Consider the following 17,532-nt stretch of genomic DNA (forward strand, 5'->3'; position numbering starts at 1 on the left):
CCCGGTGGCCGGGAGCCGCCGGCTGCGGGGAGAATCGCGGGCGTGCTCGACTTCCTCGCCCCGCCCGCGCTGGGCCGCGGCTTCCGGTGGCTGTTCGCGGCGTCGAGCGTGTCCAACGCCGCCGACGGCGTGATGCTCGCCGCCGGGCCGCTGCTGGTCGCCTCGGTGACCCGGGAGCCGTTGGCGGTGGCGATGGCGGTCTTCCTGCAGCAGCTGCCCTGGCTGCTGTTCGGGGTGACCGCGGGCGCGCTCATCGACCGCCTGGACCGCCGGCGGCTGATGGTGGTCGTCGACGTCTGCCGGGGCGCGGTGCTGCTCGCGCTCACCGTCACCGTCGCGACCGGGGTCGTGAACGTGACCGTGGTGCTGGCCGCGATGTTCCTGCTCGGCACCGCGGAGACCTTCGCCGACAACGCCGGCAGCACGGTGCTCGCCGTGGTGGTGCCCCAGGAGCACCTCGGCACCGCGAACTCCCGGTTCTTCGGCTCCGCGGTGCTCGGCAACCAGCTCGTCGGCCCCCCGCTGGGGGCGCTGCTGTTCGCGGTCGGGTCCGCGGTGCCGTTCGGCGCCACCGCGGCCGGGTTCCTGCTGGCCGCCATTCTGCTGAGCCGGATGCGGCTGCCGGTCGCGGCGCCCCGGCCCGACGGCCGGTCGATGCGCAGCGAGGTGGCCGAGGGCATGCGCTGGCTGTGGGACCACCCGCCGGTGCGGACCCTCGCGGTCACGCTCACCCTGTTCAACGTCACCTTCGGGTCCGCGATGGCGGTCTACGTGCTCTACGCCCGCGAGCGGTCGGCCTCGGCGAGGTCGGCTTCGGCCTCCTGATCACGGCCGGCGCCGTCGGCGGGCTGCTCGGCTCGGCGACGTACCGCTGGCTCGAGCAGCGCTTCAGCCTCGCCGACCTGATGCGGGTGGGGCTGATCGTCGAGACGCTCACCCACCTCGCCCTGGCGCTGACCTCGATCCCGGTCGTCGCCGGCCTGGTGATGGCCGTGTTCGGCGTGCACGCGATGGTCTGGGGGACGACCAGCACGACGGTCCGGCAGCGGACGGTGCCCGAGCACCTGCTGGGCCGGGTGACCAGCGTCTACCTGATCGGCGCGGTCGGCGGCCTGGCGCTGGGCTCCCTGCTCGGCGGCGTGGTCGCCCAGCACTGGGGCGTGGTCGCGCCGTTCTGGGTCGGCTTCGTCGGCTCGGCGCTGCTCACCGTGCTGATGTGGCGCTCGTTCGGCCAGATCGCGCACGCGGCCGAGGCCGGGCCCGAAGACTCGGCGGACGTGAGCGCGGGCGGAGCGGCGGGCAGCACCGCGAAACTCGGGTGACCTCCGGGCCCGCCGTTGCTTGGATGGGCCGCATGTCCCCGGTGTCCCTGGTCCGTGCCCCCGCCCTCGCCGGCTCCGTCCCCTACGCCTACGCGGCGGTCACCGCCCCCGGCTCGCTGGTGTTCACCGCCGGCGCCTGCCCGCTCGACGACGCCGGGGAGGTGGTGGCGCCCGGCGACCACGCCGCCCAGGCCCGGCAGGTGATGGCGAACCTGGTGACCGCGCTGGCCGCCTCCGGGGCGCGGCTCTCCGACGTCGCGAAGTCCACGGTGTACGTCGCCGCGGCCGACCGCCAGGACCTGGTGGCCGTCTGGGACGTCGTCCGCGAGGCGTTCGGCGACCACGACGCGCCCAGCACGCTGCTCGGCGTGGCGATGCTCGGCTACCCCGAGCAGCTCGTCGAGGTCGAGGCGGTCGCGGTGCTGCCGGCCTGAGCTCAGCGCGCGATGCAGCCGCCCGTCGCCTCGAGCGAGGCGGTCCCGGCCCGCGCCCGGCCGAGGTTCCACTCCAGCCAGTCGTCGTGGCGGGGCCGCGGCGGCCCGAAGACACAGTCCTGGGCGTCCGGGGGGAGCCGCCGCAGCGCGGGCACGGCGTCGTCGGACAGGCCGGCCAGGTAGTACCAGTCGGCCCGCCCCGTCTCGGCGTACCGCTGCACGTTCTGGGCGGCGACGTACCCGTCGGGGTTGAGCAGTGCCAGGCCGAGCAGGGCGCCGGCACCGGTGAGCACGGTCGCGCGCGGCAGCCACCAGCCGCGCAGCCGTACGCCGGCGACCAGCACCAGCACCAGCAGCAGGCCGAGCCAGCCCTCGAACACCGAGACCAGCAGCCGCAGCCCGGTGAAGCCGTAGGCCTGCTCGTAGAGGTGCATCCGCCACAGCGCCGAGGCGACCACCACCAGGGTCACGCCGCACAGGGCGCCGAGCAGCACCCGCAGCAGCAGCCGGTCGGGCGCCGACCCGCGCGGGGCCCGGCGGGCGGTGACGCCGACGACGCCGAGGGTGAGCACGGTGGCCACCGTGAGCTGGCCGAACCCCTGGTGCACGTGCTCGGCGTAGGTGAGGCCGGTGGTCGCCCGGAGGTAGGCATGGCCGCCGAACATCACCGTCAGCTGGGCGGCGACGAACAGCCCGGACACGGCGAGCACCAGCCCGGCCGGGACCAGCCACTCGAAGCGCCGTGCCAGCGGCCGCACCGGCCGCTGCGCGAGGAGGTCCACGGCGGGCGGGTCCAGCGAGACGTACGTCGCCGCGAGGGTGGTGCCGGCCACGAGCACCAGCACCAGCAGCCGGACCCGCAACGAGCCCAGGCTCAGGTCCGGGACGACGGCGTCCACCCAGGTGGCGAACAGCGCGTCGGCGGAGGCGAACAGCGCCACGAAGACCGCGACCAGGACAGCCGACAGCACGCCGGTGCGCAGCGCCGGCAGCCAGCCGCCGGTCCGGCCCGCCGTCCGCAGCGAGCGGCCCAGCCACGGCCAGCCACGCACCGCGGCCAGCGGGACCGCGAGGGCCGCGGCCGCCACGCCCACCACCGACCGCGCGTCCAGCAGCGCGACGACCGTCACGGCGGCCGCGGCCAGCACGCAGAGCGCCGAGATCCAGGCGGCGTCCCGCACCGCCACGGTGCTCACCAGCGCGACGGCGAGGCCGACGCTGCCGAGGAGGTACGGCGTCCGCCGGGTCCGCACCGCGGCGGCGACGGCGGCCGCCCCGGCGGCCAGCAGCACCAGCGCTGTGCCGAGGCCGAGGTCCCGGTCGGGGAGCACCAGCGCGGCCAGCAGCCCCACGGCCACCGCGGTGAGGACCGCGGGGAGACTGGCCGGGACGTCGCGCCGGGGCCGGAGCGGGCCGAGCAGGGCGCCGGTCGGGGCGGCCGGGGTGCCGTCGCTGGGCGGGGAGTCGGTCCTGGTGTGGGGCACGTGCGTGGGTCGGCCGGGTGGCGGGGTGGGGTCGGTCACGGGTTCCTCCGGGCAGGTCGGTCACACCCGACGGCGAGACGGCCGGGCTGTGAGGGAGGGGTCGGGTGGGGCGGGCCGGATCGGCGGTGAGGCGCCGGCGGGGGTCAGGTGGTCTCGGGGTCAGGTGGTGTGGGGGACGTCGGGGAAGGTCGCGCGGATCCGGCAGCCGCCGGCCGGTGGGGCGGGCCCGTCGGCGACCGCGATGGAGCCACCGTGCAGCTGGGTCACCCATCGGGCGATCGCCAGGCCCAGGCCGGTGCCGCCGGTGTCGTCGGGCCCGGCGGTGTCGAACCGCTCGAACACGCGGGCCCGGTCGGCGGGGGCGATGCCGGGCCCGTCGTCGGCCACCTCGATCAGGGTGGCGGTGCCGCAGCGCGTCCCGCTCACCCGGACCGTGCCCTGGGGCGGGCTGTGCCGGCCCGCGTTGTCGAGCAAGTTGGCCAGCAGCTGCTGCAGCCGTGCGCGGTCGGCGGTCACCACCAGGTCGTCGGGCGCTGCGACGACGTACCGCACGGCACGCTCCAGGAGCTCCGCCTCCGCGACCGCCTCCTCGAGCAGCGGGCGCACCGGCAGCGGCTCCGGCCGCAGTGGCGCGATCCCGGCGTCGACCCGGGAGAGGTCGAGCAGGTCCCCCACCAGCCCCGAGAGCCGCTCGGTCTGGGCGAGCGCCGCGCGCAGGGTGGCCGGGTCGGGTGCCGCGACGCCGTCCACGAGGTTCTCCAGCACGGCCCGCAGCGCCGAGACCGGCGTCCGCAGCTCGTGAGAGACGTTTGCGACCAGCTCGCGGCGCTGCCGGTCGACCGCCTCGAGCTCGGCGGCCATCGTGTTGAAGGCGCGGGCCAGCTCGCCGACCTCGTCGCGGGAGGTGGCGGTGACCCGGTGGCCGTGCTGGCCGCCGGCCATCTCCTTGGCGGCGGCGGTCATCTCGCGCAGCGGGGAGGTCATCCCGCGGGCGAGCAGCTGGGTGACGGCGAGCGCCGCGGCGACCGCGACCGGCACGGTCAGCAGCGGCGACAGGCCGGCATCGGTGCCGGCCGAGGCGAGCGCGGCCGCGACGGCCACCGTCACCGCCACCAGCACCCCGAGCTTGGTCTTGATCGAGCGCAGCGGGTCCAGCGGCCTCATGCCTGCGCCTCGAGCGCGTAGCCGACGCCGTGCACGGTGCGGACCCGGTCGGGGCCGATCTTGGCGCGCAGCGACCGGACGTGGCTGTCGACGGTGCGGGTGCCCGTGGCGTCGGGCCAGTCCCAGACCTCGCCCATCAGCTGTTCGCGGGTGAGCACCGTGCCGGGCCGCTCGGCCAGGCAGACGAGGAGGTCGAACTCGGTCGGGGTGAGGTGTACGGCGTCGTGGTCGACGTGCACGCGACGGGCCGCACGGTCGATGCGCAGCGTGCCGAGCACCAGCTCGGCGCCCGGCCGCGCGGCCAGCTCGACGGCCCGCTCCACGCGGCGCAGCAGCACGCGCACCCGGGCGACCAGCTCGCGCATGCTGAACGGCTTGGTCAGGTAGTCGTCCGCGCCGACCCCGAGGCCGACCAGGACGTCGGTCTCGTCGTCGCGCGCCGTGAGCATCAGCACCGGCACCGGTCGCTCGGCCTGGACCCGGCGGCACACCTCGTGGCCGTCGAAGCCCGGCAGCATCACGTCCAGCACCAGCAGGTCGGGCTGCCAGGCGGTGGCGGTGGCGACGGCGGTCGGCCCGTCGTACACCTGCTCGACCTCGAAGCCCTCCGCCCGCAGGCGGTCGGCCACCGCCTGGTTGATCAGCGGCTCGTCCTCGACGATCAGCAGTCGGCTGCGCTCCCCGTTGTTCACGTCCCTGAGCCTAGGAGTCCGGCTGCGCAGGAGGTGCCGACGACGTGTGCAGATCGTGTGCAGATGCGCCGACTCGGCAGGGTGGAGGGCTGCGGATGCGCCGACTCGGCAGGGTGGGGGCTGCAGATGCGCCGACTCGGCGGGGTGGGGTGGGGTCTGCCGGTGCTTGGCGTGCTCACTGCTCGGGCATCAGCACCCAGGCGACGATGTAGGCGATCACCGCGGTGCCGCAGCTGAGCAGGGCGGCCAGGACCGCCAGCAGCCGGACCACGTTGGGGTCGATGCCGGCGTAGGCGCCGATCCCGCCGCAGACCCCGGCCACCCAGCGGTCGTCGCGGCTGCGGACCAGGCGCTTCGGGGCGGGCTGGGGCGGCGGCGGCGCGTTGTACGGCGTGGTCATCGGTTCTCCTCGGAGGTCGGAAGCACGGTCGTGTGCTCGGTGTCGGTCCGATAGCTGGTCGCACCAGTGTCGGTCGGATCGGCGTCGGTCGGGGCGGGGATGCCCGGATCGGTGCCGACGTCGTACGCCGGCTCGTCCTCGGGACGAGCCTCTGCGTCGTACGCCGTCGCCCCGGCCGCGCGGGACCGGCCGCGGGAGACGCCCTTGGCCGCGAAGGCGACCAGGCCGATCACCCCGGCGACCACCAGGCTCAGCGGCACCAGCCAGCCGACGTCCCCGGCGTCGATGATGTCGGCGGCTGCGGCGTGCAGGGCCCACGAGCCGGCGATGCCGAGGAAGGCCAGACCGACGACGAGGTAGCTGACGTTGAGCGGATGGGTCTTCATCACTGGCCTGCCTTCTGGAGCTGTCGGACCTCGATGGAGCCGACCGAGAGGTCGGCCTCGAGGGTGAGCGTGGGGACGTCCTTGCCGCCGTCGACGACCCGGACGACGCGGGGGCTGCGGCCCTCATCGAGGGTGCCGTCCACGTTGACGTCCCCGGCGATGCCGATCTCGGCGTCCACGGCCACGTCGAGCCCCTCGGGCACGTAGACGATGATCTCGCCGGCCTCGGCCCGCAGCTCGACGGAGCGGCCGTCGAGGTTCTCCAGGTCGCGGACCGAGGTGAGGTCGAGTCCGACGGTGCCGGCGAGCACGGAGTAGCGGTCGTGCACCTGCGCGCTGCTGGCCGGCACCGCGTCGAGCCGCTGCGGACGCCCGTAGTCGTAGCGGTCGGCCACCGACGTGACCGCCAGCGCGATGCAGGCGAGGACGCCGAGCGCCACCAGGCCACCGGGCCGGCCGGCGAACGAGCCGACCACGAGCATCACGCCGATCACGGCCAGCGCCAGCGCCGGGTAGGCGGCGTCGACGACGGTGTTGCCGGCGGCGTCGTAGAGCCCGAGCGTCCCGAGCGCCACCGCCACGAACGCGAGCGTGAAGCCGAAGAGCACCGGGCCGCGGTCGCGCCGCGGCGGGCTCGGGTACGTCGTCGGGGCGTACGCCGCCGGGCCGGCGGGCGGCGTCGGGGGGTACGCAGTCGCGCCCGCGGGGGGCGCCGTCGGGGCGTACGCCGTCGCGCCGGAGGCCGGCCAGCCCGGCGAGGACGCGGGAGCAGGAGCCTCCTGGTACGCCGCCGGAGCGACAGGCACCTCACCGGCAGCACCGGGAGCACCGGGGTAGCTGAAGCTGCCCGAGCCGGCGGTGGTCCCGGCCGAGGCCGGGGCGGCCGGGGCGGACGCCGGGCCGGTCGGGGCCGGGACGTCCGCGTGGTGGCCCGACTTGTCCCGGGTGAGCAGCACGATCAGCACCACCAGGGCGGCCAGCGCGATCGGACCGGGGAGGAAGACCCCGCCGAAGCCGCCGTTGAGGTTGCCGACGAAGTCGCCGACCACCAGCACCGCGCCCAGCACGCCGGCGATGATCAGCAGCGTGTTGCGGGTGCTCGGGCTGGCGCTGATCACCGCGTCGTCGCTCTGCTCCTCGGGGACCAGCAGCCAGGCCGCGGCGTACAGCACGATCCCGGCGCCACCGAAGAAGCACAGCACCACGAACAGCACCCGCAGCACGGTCGGGTCGATGTTCAGGTGCCGGCCCAGGCCACCGGCGACGCCCGCGATCTTGCGGTCGATGACCGAGCGGCGCAGCCGGGTGTAGTCGCGGAGGTTCTCGGTGGCGACGCCGGCCCGGGGCGCCTCCATTGCCTGGTGGGGGGTCCCCTGCGGGCCGGACGGGGCGTCCTGGGGGGTGTGGGTCTCGGTCATGGCTCGATCCTGTGCCCTCGCGGCGTCCGCCACCATCGGGGACGACCCTGAGATCCACCGGGGCAGTGGCTCTCGGGGTCAGGGTCGGGTCAGGGTGCCAACTCATGTCCGGGAGGGTTCGCACGTGTGACGATGGGACCACGATGAGCAGCACCGACACCGCCGTACCCCCCGGCACCCGCCCCGGGCCGCCGCGCGCCTTCCGGTCCGTCGACGACCGGCTCCTCGGCGGGGTGGCGGCCGGGCTCGCCGAGCACCTCGGCCTCGACGTCACGCTGGTGCGCGGCTTCTTCCTGGTCACCTCGGTGTTCGGGGGGCTGGGCCTGGCGCTGTACGCCGGCCTGTGGCTGGTGCTGCCTGCGGGCTCCCACCTCGAGCAGGCCGCGCCGGGGCTGGAAGCGGCCCGCCGGCAGGGCAGGCGGCCGCGCCGCACGACGTCGCGGCTGGAGGACGTCGGCCCGCTGGTCGCGATCGCCGCGATCGTGCTCGGCGTCGCAGTCCTCGCCAACGGCTGGCTGGGCAACTCGTTCCTGTTCTGGCCGGTGCTGCTCGGCGTGGTCGGCATCGCGGTGCTCTGGCGGCAGGCCGACGAGGCCCAGCGGGAGCGGTGGGTCGACAGCAGCGGCCGGATCAACGTGGTGCGGGCCGTGGTCGGCCGCGGCGGCGTCGCGGCGTACACCCGGCTGGCCGTCGGGGTGGTCTGCCTGGTGGGGGCGCTGGCGCTGTTCGCGGTGCAGACCGGCCAGGCCGGCGTCGCCCGCGACGTGCTGATCGCCGGGGCGCTCGGCGTCGCGGGGCTGGCACTGACCGTCGGGCCGTGGCTGTTCCGGCTCGCCGGCGACCTGGGAGAGGAGCGGGCCGCGCGGATCCGCACCGAGGAGCGCGCCGACATGGCCGCGCACCTGCACGACTCCGTCCTGCAGACGCTGGCGCTCATCCAGAAGCACGCCGACGACGGCCGGGCGGTCTCCACGCTGGCGCGGGCCCAGGAGCGCGACCTGCGGGCCTGGCTCTACGGCGACGAGTCGCAGAGCCCGACCACGTTGGCGGGAGCGTTGAAGACCGCGGCCGCCGAGGTCGAGGACGCCTTCGGGGTGCCGGTCGAGGTGGTCACCGTCGGCGACACGGCCCTGACCGAGCGGCTGCGCCCGCTGGTGCTGGCCGCCCGCGAGTCGATGGTCAACGCCGCCAAGCACTCCGGCGCCGACCAGGTCGACGTCTACGCCGAGCACGCCGCCGGGCGCAGCGAGGTGTTCGTCCGTGACCGCGGCGTCGGCTTCGACCAGGAGGCCGTGCCCGCGGACCGGCTCGGCGTGCGGCACAGCATCCTGGACCGGATGCAGCGCCACGGCGGTACGGCGCAGGTGCGGACCAGGCCGGGCGAGGGCACCGAGATCCGGCTGGGCATGCTGGACCCCGACAGCGAGGAGGACGCCTGATGGCGCAGCACGGCATCCCGGCCACCGCCGGCGGCACCACCCGGCCGGACCCGACCCGGCCGGTGAGCGTGGTCATCGTCGACGACCACGCGATGTTCCGCACCGGTGTCCGGGCCGAGATCGAGGGCCGGGTGAGGGTTCTCGGCGAGGCGGCCGACGTCGACGAGGCCGTCGAGGCGGTGCAGCGGCTGCGCCCGGAGGTGGTCCTGCTCGACGTGCACCTGCCGGGCGGCGGCGGCGGCGAGGTGATGCGCCGGATCGCGAGCCGCGTCCCGGAGACCCGGTTCCTGGCGTTGAGCGTCTCGGACGCCGCGGAGGACGTGATCGGCACGATCCGGGCCGGCGCCCGCGGCTACGTCACCAAGACGATCACCGGTCCCGAGCTCGTCGATGCGATCGGCCGGGTCGCGGAGGGCGACGCGGTGTTCTCGCCGCGGCTGGCCGGCTTCGTCCTCGACGCGTTCGCCGGCTCGATCGCGGTCGCCCAGGTCGACGAGGACCTGGACCGGCTCAGCGAGCGGGAGCGGGAGGTGATGCGGCTGATCGCGCGCGGCTACGCCTACAAGGAGGTGGCCAGCGAGCTGTTCATCTCGGTGAAGACCGTCGAGACCCACGTCTCCAGCGTGCTGCGCAAGCTGCAGCTCTCGTCCCGGCACGAGCTGACCCGGTGGGCGACCGACCGCCGCCTGCTGTGAGCTCCGCCCGGCTCCGGCTGGTGGCGGTCCTCGTGGTGCTCGGCTCGGCGGCCCTGCTCCTCTCCTGGGTCACGACGCTCGATCAGCCGCCGCGGGCCGACGTCGCCGTGCACGACCTGCTGTGGGCGCACCGCGACCCCGCCTGGACCCGGCTGGCCGGCCTGGTGACCTGGGTCGGCTCGATCCGCACCCTGGTCCCGCTGCTGGTGCTGGTGCTCCTGGTGCGGCCGCGGACCAGCCGCCCGGTCCTGCACGCCGGCTGGGTGCTCGGGTTCTTCGGGCTGGCCGTGCTCACCCGGAGCGTGCTGCAGCCCGCGCTGGGCCGGCCCCGGCCACCGACCGACGGGATCCTCGCGGACGGGCCGGGGTCGAGCTTCCCCTCGGGGCACACGCTGCAGATCGTGGTCGCGCTGGGCCTGCTGCTCGCCTGCTACCGGCCGGCCGGCCGCGGCGCCCGCACGCTCGCCACGGTGGCGGCGCTCGCCGTGGTCTCGCTGGTGGGGCTGAGCCGGCTCTACCTCGGCGTGCACTGGCTCACCGACGTCGCCGGGGGCGCGCTGCTGGGCGCTGGCGTGCTGGTGCTGTGGTGGGCCACCGGGCCGTGGCGACCGGGGCCGGCCGGCCCGCAGCCGCGGGAGCAGCCCGAAGACCCGGCCCGGCGGCGCGGAGTCAGTCGCTGAGCTCGGACGGCACGGTGACCGCGTCCACCAGGGCGCCGTTGCGCATCACGGTGATCTCCAGCCGACGGCCGATGGACTCCTCGAACAGCAGCCGCTGCAGCGACTGGGCGTCGCCGAGCGGGTTCCCGGCCACGGCGATGATCAGGTCGCCGGCCCGCAGGCCGCTCGACGCGGCGGGGGACCCGGCGACCACCTCGACGACGCGCAGCGCGGTGCGCTGCCCGGTGCGGTCGGCCCACAGCGGCGGCAGCGGCGCCGGCGAGGTGACCAGACCCAGGTAGCCGCGGCGGACCCGGCCGTCGTGCATCAGCGCGGAGATGATCCGGCGCGACGTGGCGTTGACGGGTACGGCGAGCCCGAGCCCCACGCCGGCGACCGCCGTGTTGATGCCGATCACCCGACCGTGCGAGTCGGCCAGCGCGCCGCCGGAGCTGCCCGGGTTCAGCGCCGCGTCGGTCTGGATGACGTCCTCGACGATGCGGGTCGCGTTGCGCACCCGGACCGGGAGCGCACGGCCGAGGCCGCTGACCACGCCGGCGGTGATGCTGCCGGCCATGCCGAGCGGGTTGCCGACGGCCACCACGAGCGAGCCGATCCGCAGGTCGTCGACGTCGCGGTAGACCGGTGGCTCGGCGACGGCCCGGTCCACGCGGACCACGGCGAGGTCCGCGAGCGGGTCCCGACCGACGATCTCGAGCCGCGCGGTGCTGCCGTCGGCGAAGGTGGCCTCCCCGGTGTCGGCGTCCCCGACCACGTGGGCGTTGGTCAGCAGGTGCCCCTCGGCGGTGAGCACCACCGCGGAGCCGGAGGCCTCCCCGGGCCGGCCGCGGCGCCGCACGCGGATCGCGGCGACGCGCGGCAGCAGCAGCTCGGCGACCCCGGAGACGACCCGGGAGTAGGCGTCGAGCGCGTCGTGGTCGGTCGGTTCCATCGGCTTCCCTCACCCCCCGCACCGGATGGAACGACGCCCGCCCGGCGGCTGTTCCGCTCGGGTGTTCGCCCTGAGCGGACGTGCGCCGGGCTCCGGCCCGGGCCTGCGCGCACGCTCGTCGCAAGCGGCCCGGGTCAGGGGAGGGGATCGACCTCGTCGTGGTCGCCGACGCCGGCGGCGAGCCGGGCCAGGTGGAGCCGGCCGTCGCCGAGGAGGTGCTCGAGCGCGGTCAGGTGGCTGGTGTAGTGGCCCACGGAGTACTCCGCGGTCATCCCGATGCCGCCGTGCAGCTGGATCGCCTCCTGGCCGATGTGCCGGCCCGCCCGGCTCACCTGCAGCGACGCGCGGGCCGCGGCCTCGCCCACCTGCGACTCCGCGCCGTCGAGCAGCACCAGTGTCGCCCAGGCAGCGACGCTGCGCGCCAGCTCGAGGGAGACGTAGAGGTCCGCGGCCCGGAACGTCAGCGCCTGGAACTTGTTGAGGGTGACCCCGAACTGCTTGCGGCTCTTGAGGTAGTCGGTGGTCGTGTCCAGCGCGAACGACATCGCGCCGAGGGCCTCGTGGCAGGCGGCGATCCGGGCGGTGTCCCAGGTCAGCTCGATCGCCGCGGTGCGGTCGGTCCCGGGCTCGCCCAGCGGCCTGGCCGCCGTACCGGCGAACGTGACGCGCGCGGCCCGGCCGCCGTCGTGGGTGGCGTAGCCCTCACGGGTGAGGCCCTCGGCGGAGGTCTCGACCAGGAAGAGGCCGGTGCCGCCGTCCGGCAGCGCGGCGCTCACCACCAGCAGGTCGGCGCGGGCGCCGTGCGGGACCGGCTCCTTGACGCCGGCCAGCCGCCAGCCGTCGCCGTCGTCGTCGCGGGTCGCGGTGACCGCCGTCGCGGTGGCCGACCACCGGCTGCCCGGCTCGAGGTGCGCGAACGTCGGCAGCAGGGAGCCCTCGGCCAGCGCCGGCAGCACGGCCGCCCTTTGCTCCGGCTCGCCCACGGCGGCCACCAGGCCGCCGGCCAGGACCACCGAGGTCAGGAACGGCTCGGGGGCGAGCACCCGGCCGAGCTCCTCGCTGACCAGGGCGACCTCGACCGGCCCGGCCCCCATGCCGCCGTCCTCCTCCGCGAAGGGCAGCCCGAGGACGCCCATCTCGGCCAGCCGCTGCCACAGCGACTCGTCGAAGCCCGGCTCGCTCGCCACGGTCTTGCGGCGCTGCTCGAAGTCGCCGTAGGCACGGCCCAGCAGCCCGCGCACTGCATCGCGCAGGGCCTCCTGCTCGTCGTCATAGGTGAAGTCCACGTCGTGGTCCTTTCGGTGTCTTCTACAGCCCGAGGATGGTGCCGGCGATGATCTGTCGCTGCACCTCGTTCGAGCCGCCGTAGATGGAGGCCTTGCGCAGGTTGAGGTACGTCGGGGTGGCCAGCCGGGTCCACTCCGGCAGGTCGCTGCCGGCTCCGGCACCGGAGGCCAGCGAGGCCGGCCCGGCCAGGTCCACCACCAGCTCGCTGACGGCCTGCTGCAGCTCGGTCCCCTTGAGCTTGAGCACCGACGAGGCCGGGTGGGGCTTGCCGTCGGTGGAGTGGGCGACCACCCGCAGCGCGGTGAGCTCGAGCGCGAGCAGCTCGTTCTCCAGCTCGGCGACCTGGGCGGCCACCAGCGGGTCCTCGAGCAGCGAGGTGCCCCCGGGACCGGCGGTGGCGGCGTGCGCCTTGGCCGCGGCGAGCATGCGCTTCGTCGCGCCGACCGGGGCGACGCCGACCCGCTCGTTGCCGAGCAGGAACTTCGCGTAGTCCCAGCCCTTGTTCTCCTCGCCGACCAGGTTCTCGGCCGGCACCCGGACATCCTCGAAGAAGACCTCGTTGACCTCGTGGCCGCCGTCGATCAGCTCGATCGGGCGCACCGTGACCCCGGGCGTGCTCATGTCGATGAGGAGGAAGGAGATCCCCTGCTGCCGCTTGGGGGCGTCGGGGTCGGTGCGGACCAGGTTGAAGATCCAGTCGCCGTACTGCCCGAGCGTGGTCCAGGTCTTCTGGCCGTTGACCACCCACTCGTCGCCGTCACGGACCGCGGTGGTGCGCAGCGAGGCCAGGTCGGAGCCGGCGTCGGGCTCGGAGAAGCCCTGGGACCACCAGATGTCGAGGTTGGCGGTGGCCGGCAGGAAGCGCTCCTTCTGCTCCTGGGAGCCGAAGGTCGCGATCACCGGTCCGACCATCGAGGCGTTGAACGCCAGCGGCAGCGGGACGCAGGCGCGCTGCATCTCCTCGTGCCAGATGTGGCGCTGCAGCGGCGTCCAGTCCTGGCCGCCCCACTCGACCGGCCAGCCGGGCACCGCGAGGCCGGCAGCGTTCAGCGTGCGCTGGCTCTCCACGATCTGGTCCTTGGTCAGCTCCCGGCCGGCGGCCACGGTGTCCCGGATCTCCTGGGGGACCCGGGTGGTGAAGAACGTGCGCATCTCCTCGCGGAACGCGGCGTCCTCGGGGGACAGCTCGAGCCTCATCCAACTCCTCCTCGCACTCGAGACGGCGATCTGGTGGCCTCCGGTGGCCCTGCCGACCTCGTGTCCCCCGAGTGTATGGAACGTGTTCCAGCCGGCGTCGCGGTACTGGGCGCGCCGGACGCGGCGGCGTACCGTCTGCGCCATGAACTCAGTCAACGCCGAGGTCCAGGCCGACCCGCACGTGATCGTGCTGGTCGGAGCCACCGGTGACCTGGCCAAGCGCAAGCTGATCCCCGGCCTGCTGCACCTTTTCCAGGCCGGGCTGGCGTCGCGGACCCGGGTCGTCGGTACGTCGTTGGACGAGATCAGCACCGACGACTTCCGGGAGCTGGCCCGCGACGCCTGCCTGCAGCGCAACGGCCGGCAGTTCGACGAGGAGCAGTGGGCTGAGTTCGCCCCGAGGTTGAGCTACGTGCCCTCCGGCAAGGGACCGCAGGCGCTCGCCGACGCGGTCGCCGAGGCCGAGGCGGGGCTGGTCGAGGAGACCGGCGGGCAGCCGGTGCACTACCTGCACTACCTGAGCGTCCCGCCGAGCGCGGCGCTGCCGGCGGTGCACGGGCTCGCCGAGGCCGGGCTGGTGCAGCGGGCCCGGATCATCATGGAGAAGCCGTTCGGGACCGACCTGGGCTCGGCACGCGAGCTGAACCGGCAGCTGCACGAGGTCTTCTCCGAGGACCAGATCTTCCGCATCGACCACTTCCTGGGGAAGGAGGCGGCGCAGAACATCCTGGCGTTCCGCTTCGCCAACGGACTGTTCGAGCCGATCTGGAACCGCAACCACATCGACCACGTGCAGATCGACGTGCCGGAGACGCTCGGCCTCGAGGGCCGGGAGAAGTTCTACGAGGCCACCGGCGCCTACAAGGACATGGTGGTGACCCACCTGTTCCAGGTGCTGGCCTTCATGGCGATGGAGCCGCCGACGGCGCTGGACCCGGGCCCGATCGGCGAGGAGAAGAACAAGGTCTTCCGCTCGATGTGCGCGATCGAGCCGCACCACGTGGTCCGCGGCCAGTTCGCCGGCTACCGCGAGCGTGAGGGGATCTCGCCGGACTCCGACACCGAGACGTTCGTCGCGCTCAAGGCCTACATCGACAACTGGCGGTGGGCCGGGGTGCCGTTCTTCCTGCGCACCGGCAAGAAGATGGCCGAGGGGGCGAGGATCATCTCGATCGCCTTCAAGGAGCCGCCGCGCACGATGTTCCCGTCCGGTTCCGGGGTGGGCGCGCACGGCCCGGACCACCTCACCTTCGACCTCGCGGACTCCTCGAAGATGTCGCTGTCGTTCTACGGCAAGCGGCCCGGACCGGGCATGAAGCTGGACAAGCTGTCGATGCAGTTCGCCCTGCACGAGTCCGGGTACGCCGGCGCCGGGCTCGAGGCGTACGAGCGGCTCATCCACGACGCGATGCGCGGGGACCACACGCTCTTCACCAAGGCGGAGGGCATCGAGTCGCTGTGGGACCTGTCGCGTCCGCTGCTCGCCGACCCGCCGCCGGTGCGGATCTACCAGCCCGGCACCTGGGGTCCGAACGCCATCCACCAGCTGATCGCGCCGCATGCCTGGCGGCTGCCCTTCGAGCGGGTCTGGCGTCGGCCCAACGCGACCGCGGAGTGAGCGGCCCTCTAGGTTGAGGGCATGGACTTCCTGCAGGACCTTCTCCTGTTCCTTCACTTCATCGGGCTCGCCGCTCTCTTCGGCGGGCTCTTCGTCCAGGTGTCCACGCACCCGCGGGTCGTCAACAACGCCATGTGGCACGGCATCCTCACTCAGCTCGTCACCGGCGTCCTGCTGCTCGGGGTCCTCGAGGCCGGGGACGACGAGGTCAACCACGCCAAGTTCGGCGTGAAGCTCGTGGTGGCGCTGGTGATCGGGGCGCTGATCTGGGTCAACCGCAAGAAGCCCTCGATCCCCGACGGGCTGTTCTTCGGGCTGATGGGGCTGACCGCGGCCAACATCGCCGTCGCGGTGTTCTGGCACTGACCGGACCCCGGCGGGCGTCGACGCTGCGGTCCCTGGGAACGACTCCGGCGTTTCAGGCAAGGCGCGCTGGGTAGACGGGGTCCCCACAGGGTGGTGACGGGCTGCCCCGTCGAGAGCGAGGCACCCCATGTCCGAGACCCAGGTCACCGACGCGAGAGGGGTCCCCGACGAGGAGACCGGCCTCAAGCGCTCGATCACCGGCCGGCTGCTCTTCTTCTACGTCCTCGGTGACGTGCTCGGCTCGGGCATCTACGTCCTGATCGGCAGCGTCGCCGGTGCGGTGGGAGGCGCGTTCTGGATCGCCTTCGCCGTCGGCGTCACGGTGGCCACCATCACCGGCCTCGCCTATGCGGAGCTGGTGACGAAGTACCCGAGGGCGGCCGGTGCCGCCCTCTTCGTGAACCTGGCGTTCCGCAACCGGTTCCTCACCTTCCTGATCACGGTCTGCATGCTGTCGGCGAGCTTCGCGGCGGCCGGGTCGCTCGCGACCGGGTTCGCGGCCTACTTCCAGCAGGTGTGGGCGCTGCCGCCGGCGCTGCTTCTCGGGCTCGCCTTCATCGTGGTGCTCGCAGTGGTGAACTTCATCGGCATCACCGAGTCGGTGGTGGCCAACCTGGTGATGACGATCGTCGAGGTCGGTGGCCTGGTGATCATCATGGGCATCGGCGTGATGTACGTCGTCCAGGGCAAGGCCGACCTCGGCACGCTGACCTCTTTCGACGCGGCCGGCAAGAGCCCGCTGTTCGCGGTGGTCGCCGGCGTCGCGCTGGCGTTCTTCGCCATGACCGGCTTCGAGAACGCCGCCAACGTCGCCGAGGAGACCGTGGAGCCGCACCGCACCTTCCCGCGGGCGCTCGTCGGCGGCATGGTGGTCGCCGGGGTGCTCTACGTGCTGGTCGCCATCACCGCGGCACTGACGGTGCCGATCGGCACCCTGGCCGACTCCGACGCCGCGCTCCTCGAGGTGATCAAGGCTGACCTGCTGCCCGTCCCGGTCGGGATCATGACGATCGCCTTCGCGATCATCGCGATGATCGCCATCACCAACACCACCCTGGTCGCCCTCGTGACCGAGTCGCGGATCCTCTACGGCATGGCCCGCGAGGACGTCGTCCCGGGTGCCTTCGCCAGGATCCACCGCTCCCGTCGGAGTCCGTGGGTGGCGCTGATCTTCTCCGCCGTCGTGGTGGCCGGCCTGCTGCTCTCCCCGGCCGACCTGGAGCGTCTCGTGGCGGTCACCGTGGTCTTCACCCTCTTCATCTACGGGCTGGTCATCGTCGCCGCGATGAAGCTGCGCGGCCACGACGAGGACGAGCACACCTTCCGGCCGCCGGTGCCGTTGCTGGTGATCGGCCTGGTCGGCAACGCGGTGCTGCTCGGCTACGTCCTCTACACCGACCCGCGCTCCCTGATCTACTGCGCCGTCCTGCTGGCGCTCGGGCTCGCGCTGTTCGCCATCGAGCACTTCTTCGGCCGCCGGGACCGCCCGGTCGAGACGGGAGCCTGAGCATGCACGTGCTGATCGCCACCGACGGCTCCCGCCAGTCCCTGGCCGCCGCCAGGAAGCTGAAGTCGTTCGCGGACCCGACCAAGGTCACCGACGTCTCGATCGTCGCGGTGATCCGGCCGCTGGCCGCGGTCGCCTTCGCCGACGAGCTGTCCGGGACCGAGCAGCGCAGCGTCGACTCCGAGATGGGGTCGTTCCGCGAGTCCGCGCAGCGGGCCCTCGACGTGGTCGCCGGTGAGTTCGACGGCTGGGGGCCCCGGGTCCACAAGCGGTTGCGGAGCGGCTCGCCGGCCAACGAGATCATCAAGGCCGCCAAGCAGCTCGACGCAGGTCTGCTGGTCGTCGCGGCCGGCGGCCGCGGGATCACCGACACGGTCCGGGTCGGCAGCACCGCCCAGCGGGTCCAGCACTACGCGCCGTGCCCGGTGCTGGTGGTGCGGCCGCCGCAGCGCAAGCGTCGTCTCGCGACCCGCAAGCGCGGCTGAGCCCGGCGCCGGGGCGGTTCCGGTCGG

The 17,532-nt window shown here is 74.0% G+C and carries 19 protein-coding genes; 10 read left to right on the forward strand and 9 right to left on the reverse strand.

Features of this window, described 5'->3' with window-relative positions; translation table 11 throughout:
• The first annotated feature begins 42 nt into the window (after window positions 1-42).
• The 3 genes from H9L09_RS22470 to H9L09_RS12925 are packed head-to-tail and all read left to right on the forward strand — an operon-like array spanning window position 43 to window position 1,756.
• Window positions 43-825 (forward strand): MFS transporter, encoded by a 783-nt coding sequence (locus H9L09_RS22470; protein WP_281390696.1) that lies wholly within the window; start codon window positions 43-45, stop codon window positions 823-825.
• Window positions 826-848: 23 nt separating this feature from the next.
• Window positions 849-1,322 (forward strand): MFS transporter, encoded by a 474-nt coding sequence (locus tag H9L09_RS22475; protein ID WP_281390858.1) that lies wholly within the window; start codon window positions 849-851, stop codon window positions 1,320-1,322.
• Between the two features lie 32 nt (window positions 1,323-1,354).
• Window positions 1,355-1,756: a RidA family protein gene (locus H9L09_RS12925; protein WP_223164033.1), complete on the forward strand. Its 402-nt coding sequence runs from the start codon at window positions 1,355-1,357 to the stop codon at window positions 1,754-1,756.
• 2 nt (window positions 1,757-1,758) lie between these two features.
• Here the strand turns inward: H9L09_RS12925 and H9L09_RS12930 are convergent, their stop codons facing one another.
• The 6 genes from H9L09_RS12930 to H9L09_RS12955 all read right to left on the reverse strand — a co-directional run bounded on the left by H9L09_RS12930 (window position 1,759) and on the right by H9L09_RS12955 (window position 7,300).
• Entirely contained in the window at window positions 1,759-3,279 is a 1,521-nt protein-coding gene (locus tag H9L09_RS12930) for a DUF4153 domain-containing protein (RefSeq protein WP_187577330.1), read from the reverse strand.
• Window positions 3,280-3,399: 120 nt separating this feature from the next.
• Entirely contained in the window at window positions 3,400-4,404 is a 1,005-nt protein-coding gene (locus H9L09_RS12935; RefSeq protein ID WP_187577331.1) for a HAMP domain-containing sensor histidine kinase, read from the reverse strand.
• Window positions 4,401-5,096 carry a response regulator transcription factor gene (locus tag H9L09_RS12940; RefSeq protein ID WP_246456002.1) on the reverse strand — a complete coding sequence of 232 codons (696 nt, stop codon included), beginning with the start codon at window positions 5,094-5,096 and terminating at the stop codon, window positions 4,401-4,403. Before H9L09_RS12940 ends, H9L09_RS12935 begins: the two co-directional genes overlap by 4 nt.
• 175 nt (window positions 5,097-5,271) lie before the next feature.
• Window positions 5,272-5,496: a PspC domain-containing protein gene (locus H9L09_RS12945; protein WP_187577332.1), complete on the reverse strand. Its 225-nt coding sequence runs from the start codon at window positions 5,494-5,496 to the stop codon at window positions 5,272-5,274.
• A complete protein-coding gene (locus tag H9L09_RS12950) occupies window positions 5,493-5,882 on the reverse strand; it encodes a hypothetical protein (protein WP_187577333.1) in 390 nt (129 codons plus the stop codon). The genes H9L09_RS12945 and H9L09_RS12950 overlap by 4 nt, the downstream gene beginning before the upstream one ends.
• Window positions 5,882-7,300 (reverse strand): PspC domain-containing protein, encoded by a 1,419-nt coding sequence (locus H9L09_RS12955; protein WP_187577334.1) that lies wholly within the window; start codon window positions 7,298-7,300, stop codon window positions 5,882-5,884. Before H9L09_RS12955 ends, H9L09_RS12950 begins: the two co-directional genes overlap by 1 nt.
• A 143-nt stretch (window positions 7,301-7,443) precedes the next feature.
• Between H9L09_RS12955 and H9L09_RS12960 the strand changes: the two genes are divergently transcribed.
• The 3 genes from H9L09_RS12960 (at window position 7,444) to H9L09_RS12970 (ending at window position 10,114) form a co-directional block, all read left to right on the forward strand.
• Window positions 7,444-8,739, forward strand: coding sequence for an ATP-binding protein (locus H9L09_RS12960; RefSeq protein WP_187577335.1), 1,296 nt, complete (start codon window positions 7,444-7,446; stop codon window positions 8,737-8,739).
• Between the two features lie 92 nt (window positions 8,740-8,831).
• Window positions 8,832-9,434 carry a LuxR C-terminal-related transcriptional regulator gene (locus H9L09_RS12965; protein WP_246456522.1) on the forward strand — a complete coding sequence of 201 codons (603 nt, stop codon included), beginning with the start codon at window positions 8,832-8,834 and terminating at the stop codon, window positions 9,432-9,434.
• Window positions 9,431-10,114: a phosphatase PAP2 family protein gene (locus H9L09_RS12970; RefSeq protein ID WP_187577337.1), complete on the forward strand. Its 684-nt coding sequence runs from the start codon at window positions 9,431-9,433 to the stop codon at window positions 10,112-10,114. Before H9L09_RS12965 ends, H9L09_RS12970 begins: the two co-directional genes overlap by 4 nt.
• On the opposite strand, the gene H9L09_RS12975 is transcribed toward H9L09_RS12970, so the two are convergent.
• The 3 genes from H9L09_RS12975 to H9L09_RS12985 all read right to left on the reverse strand — a co-directional run bounded on the left by H9L09_RS12975 (window position 10,104) and on the right by H9L09_RS12985 (window position 13,529).
• On the reverse strand, window positions 10,104-11,045 hold the full coding sequence (locus H9L09_RS12975) for a S1C family serine protease (protein WP_187577338.1): 942 nt from the start codon (window positions 11,043-11,045) through the stop codon (window positions 10,104-10,106). The two genes, H9L09_RS12970 and H9L09_RS12975, sit on opposite strands and share 11 nt — an antisense overlap.
• A gap of 134 nt (window positions 11,046-11,179) precedes the next feature.
• Window positions 11,180-12,331, reverse strand: a complete 1,152-nt coding sequence (locus H9L09_RS12980) for an acyl-CoA dehydrogenase family protein (protein WP_187577339.1) — start codon at window positions 12,329-12,331, stop codon at window positions 11,180-11,182.
• A 22-nt stretch (window positions 12,332-12,353) separates the two neighbouring features.
• On the reverse strand, window positions 12,354-13,529 hold the full coding sequence (locus H9L09_RS12985) for an acyl-CoA dehydrogenase family protein (RefSeq protein ID WP_187577340.1): 1,176 nt from the start codon (window positions 13,527-13,529) through the stop codon (window positions 12,354-12,356).
• Between the two features lie 142 nt (window positions 13,530-13,671).
• Between H9L09_RS12985 and zwf the strand changes: the two genes are divergently transcribed.
• The 4 genes from zwf (at window position 13,672) to H9L09_RS13005 (ending at window position 17,505) form a co-directional block, all read left to right on the forward strand.
• Complete coding sequence (zwf, locus tag H9L09_RS12990; protein ID WP_187577341.1) at window positions 13,672-15,147, forward strand: glucose-6-phosphate dehydrogenase; 1,476 nt, start codon at window positions 13,672-13,674, stop codon at window positions 15,145-15,147.
• Window positions 15,148-15,168: 21 nt separating this feature from the next.
• A complete protein-coding gene (locus H9L09_RS12995; protein ID WP_187577342.1) occupies window positions 15,169-15,513 on the forward strand; it encodes a hypothetical protein in 345 nt (114 codons plus the stop codon).
• Window positions 15,514-15,640: 127 nt separating this feature from the next.
• Entirely contained in the window at window positions 15,641-17,020 is a 1,380-nt protein-coding gene (locus H9L09_RS13000; protein ID WP_187577343.1) for an APC family permease, read from the forward strand.
• A 2-nt stretch (window positions 17,021-17,022) separates the two neighbouring features.
• Entirely contained in the window at window positions 17,023-17,505 is a 483-nt protein-coding gene (locus H9L09_RS13005; protein WP_187577344.1) for a universal stress protein, read from the forward strand.
• Window positions 17,506-17,532: the final 27 nt, after the last annotated feature.

It is taken from the genome of Nocardioides mesophilus (genome assembly GCF_014395785.1).
Classification (GTDB): domain Bacteria; phylum Actinomycetota; class Actinomycetes; order Propionibacteriales; family Nocardioidaceae; genus Nocardioides_B; species Nocardioides_B mesophilus.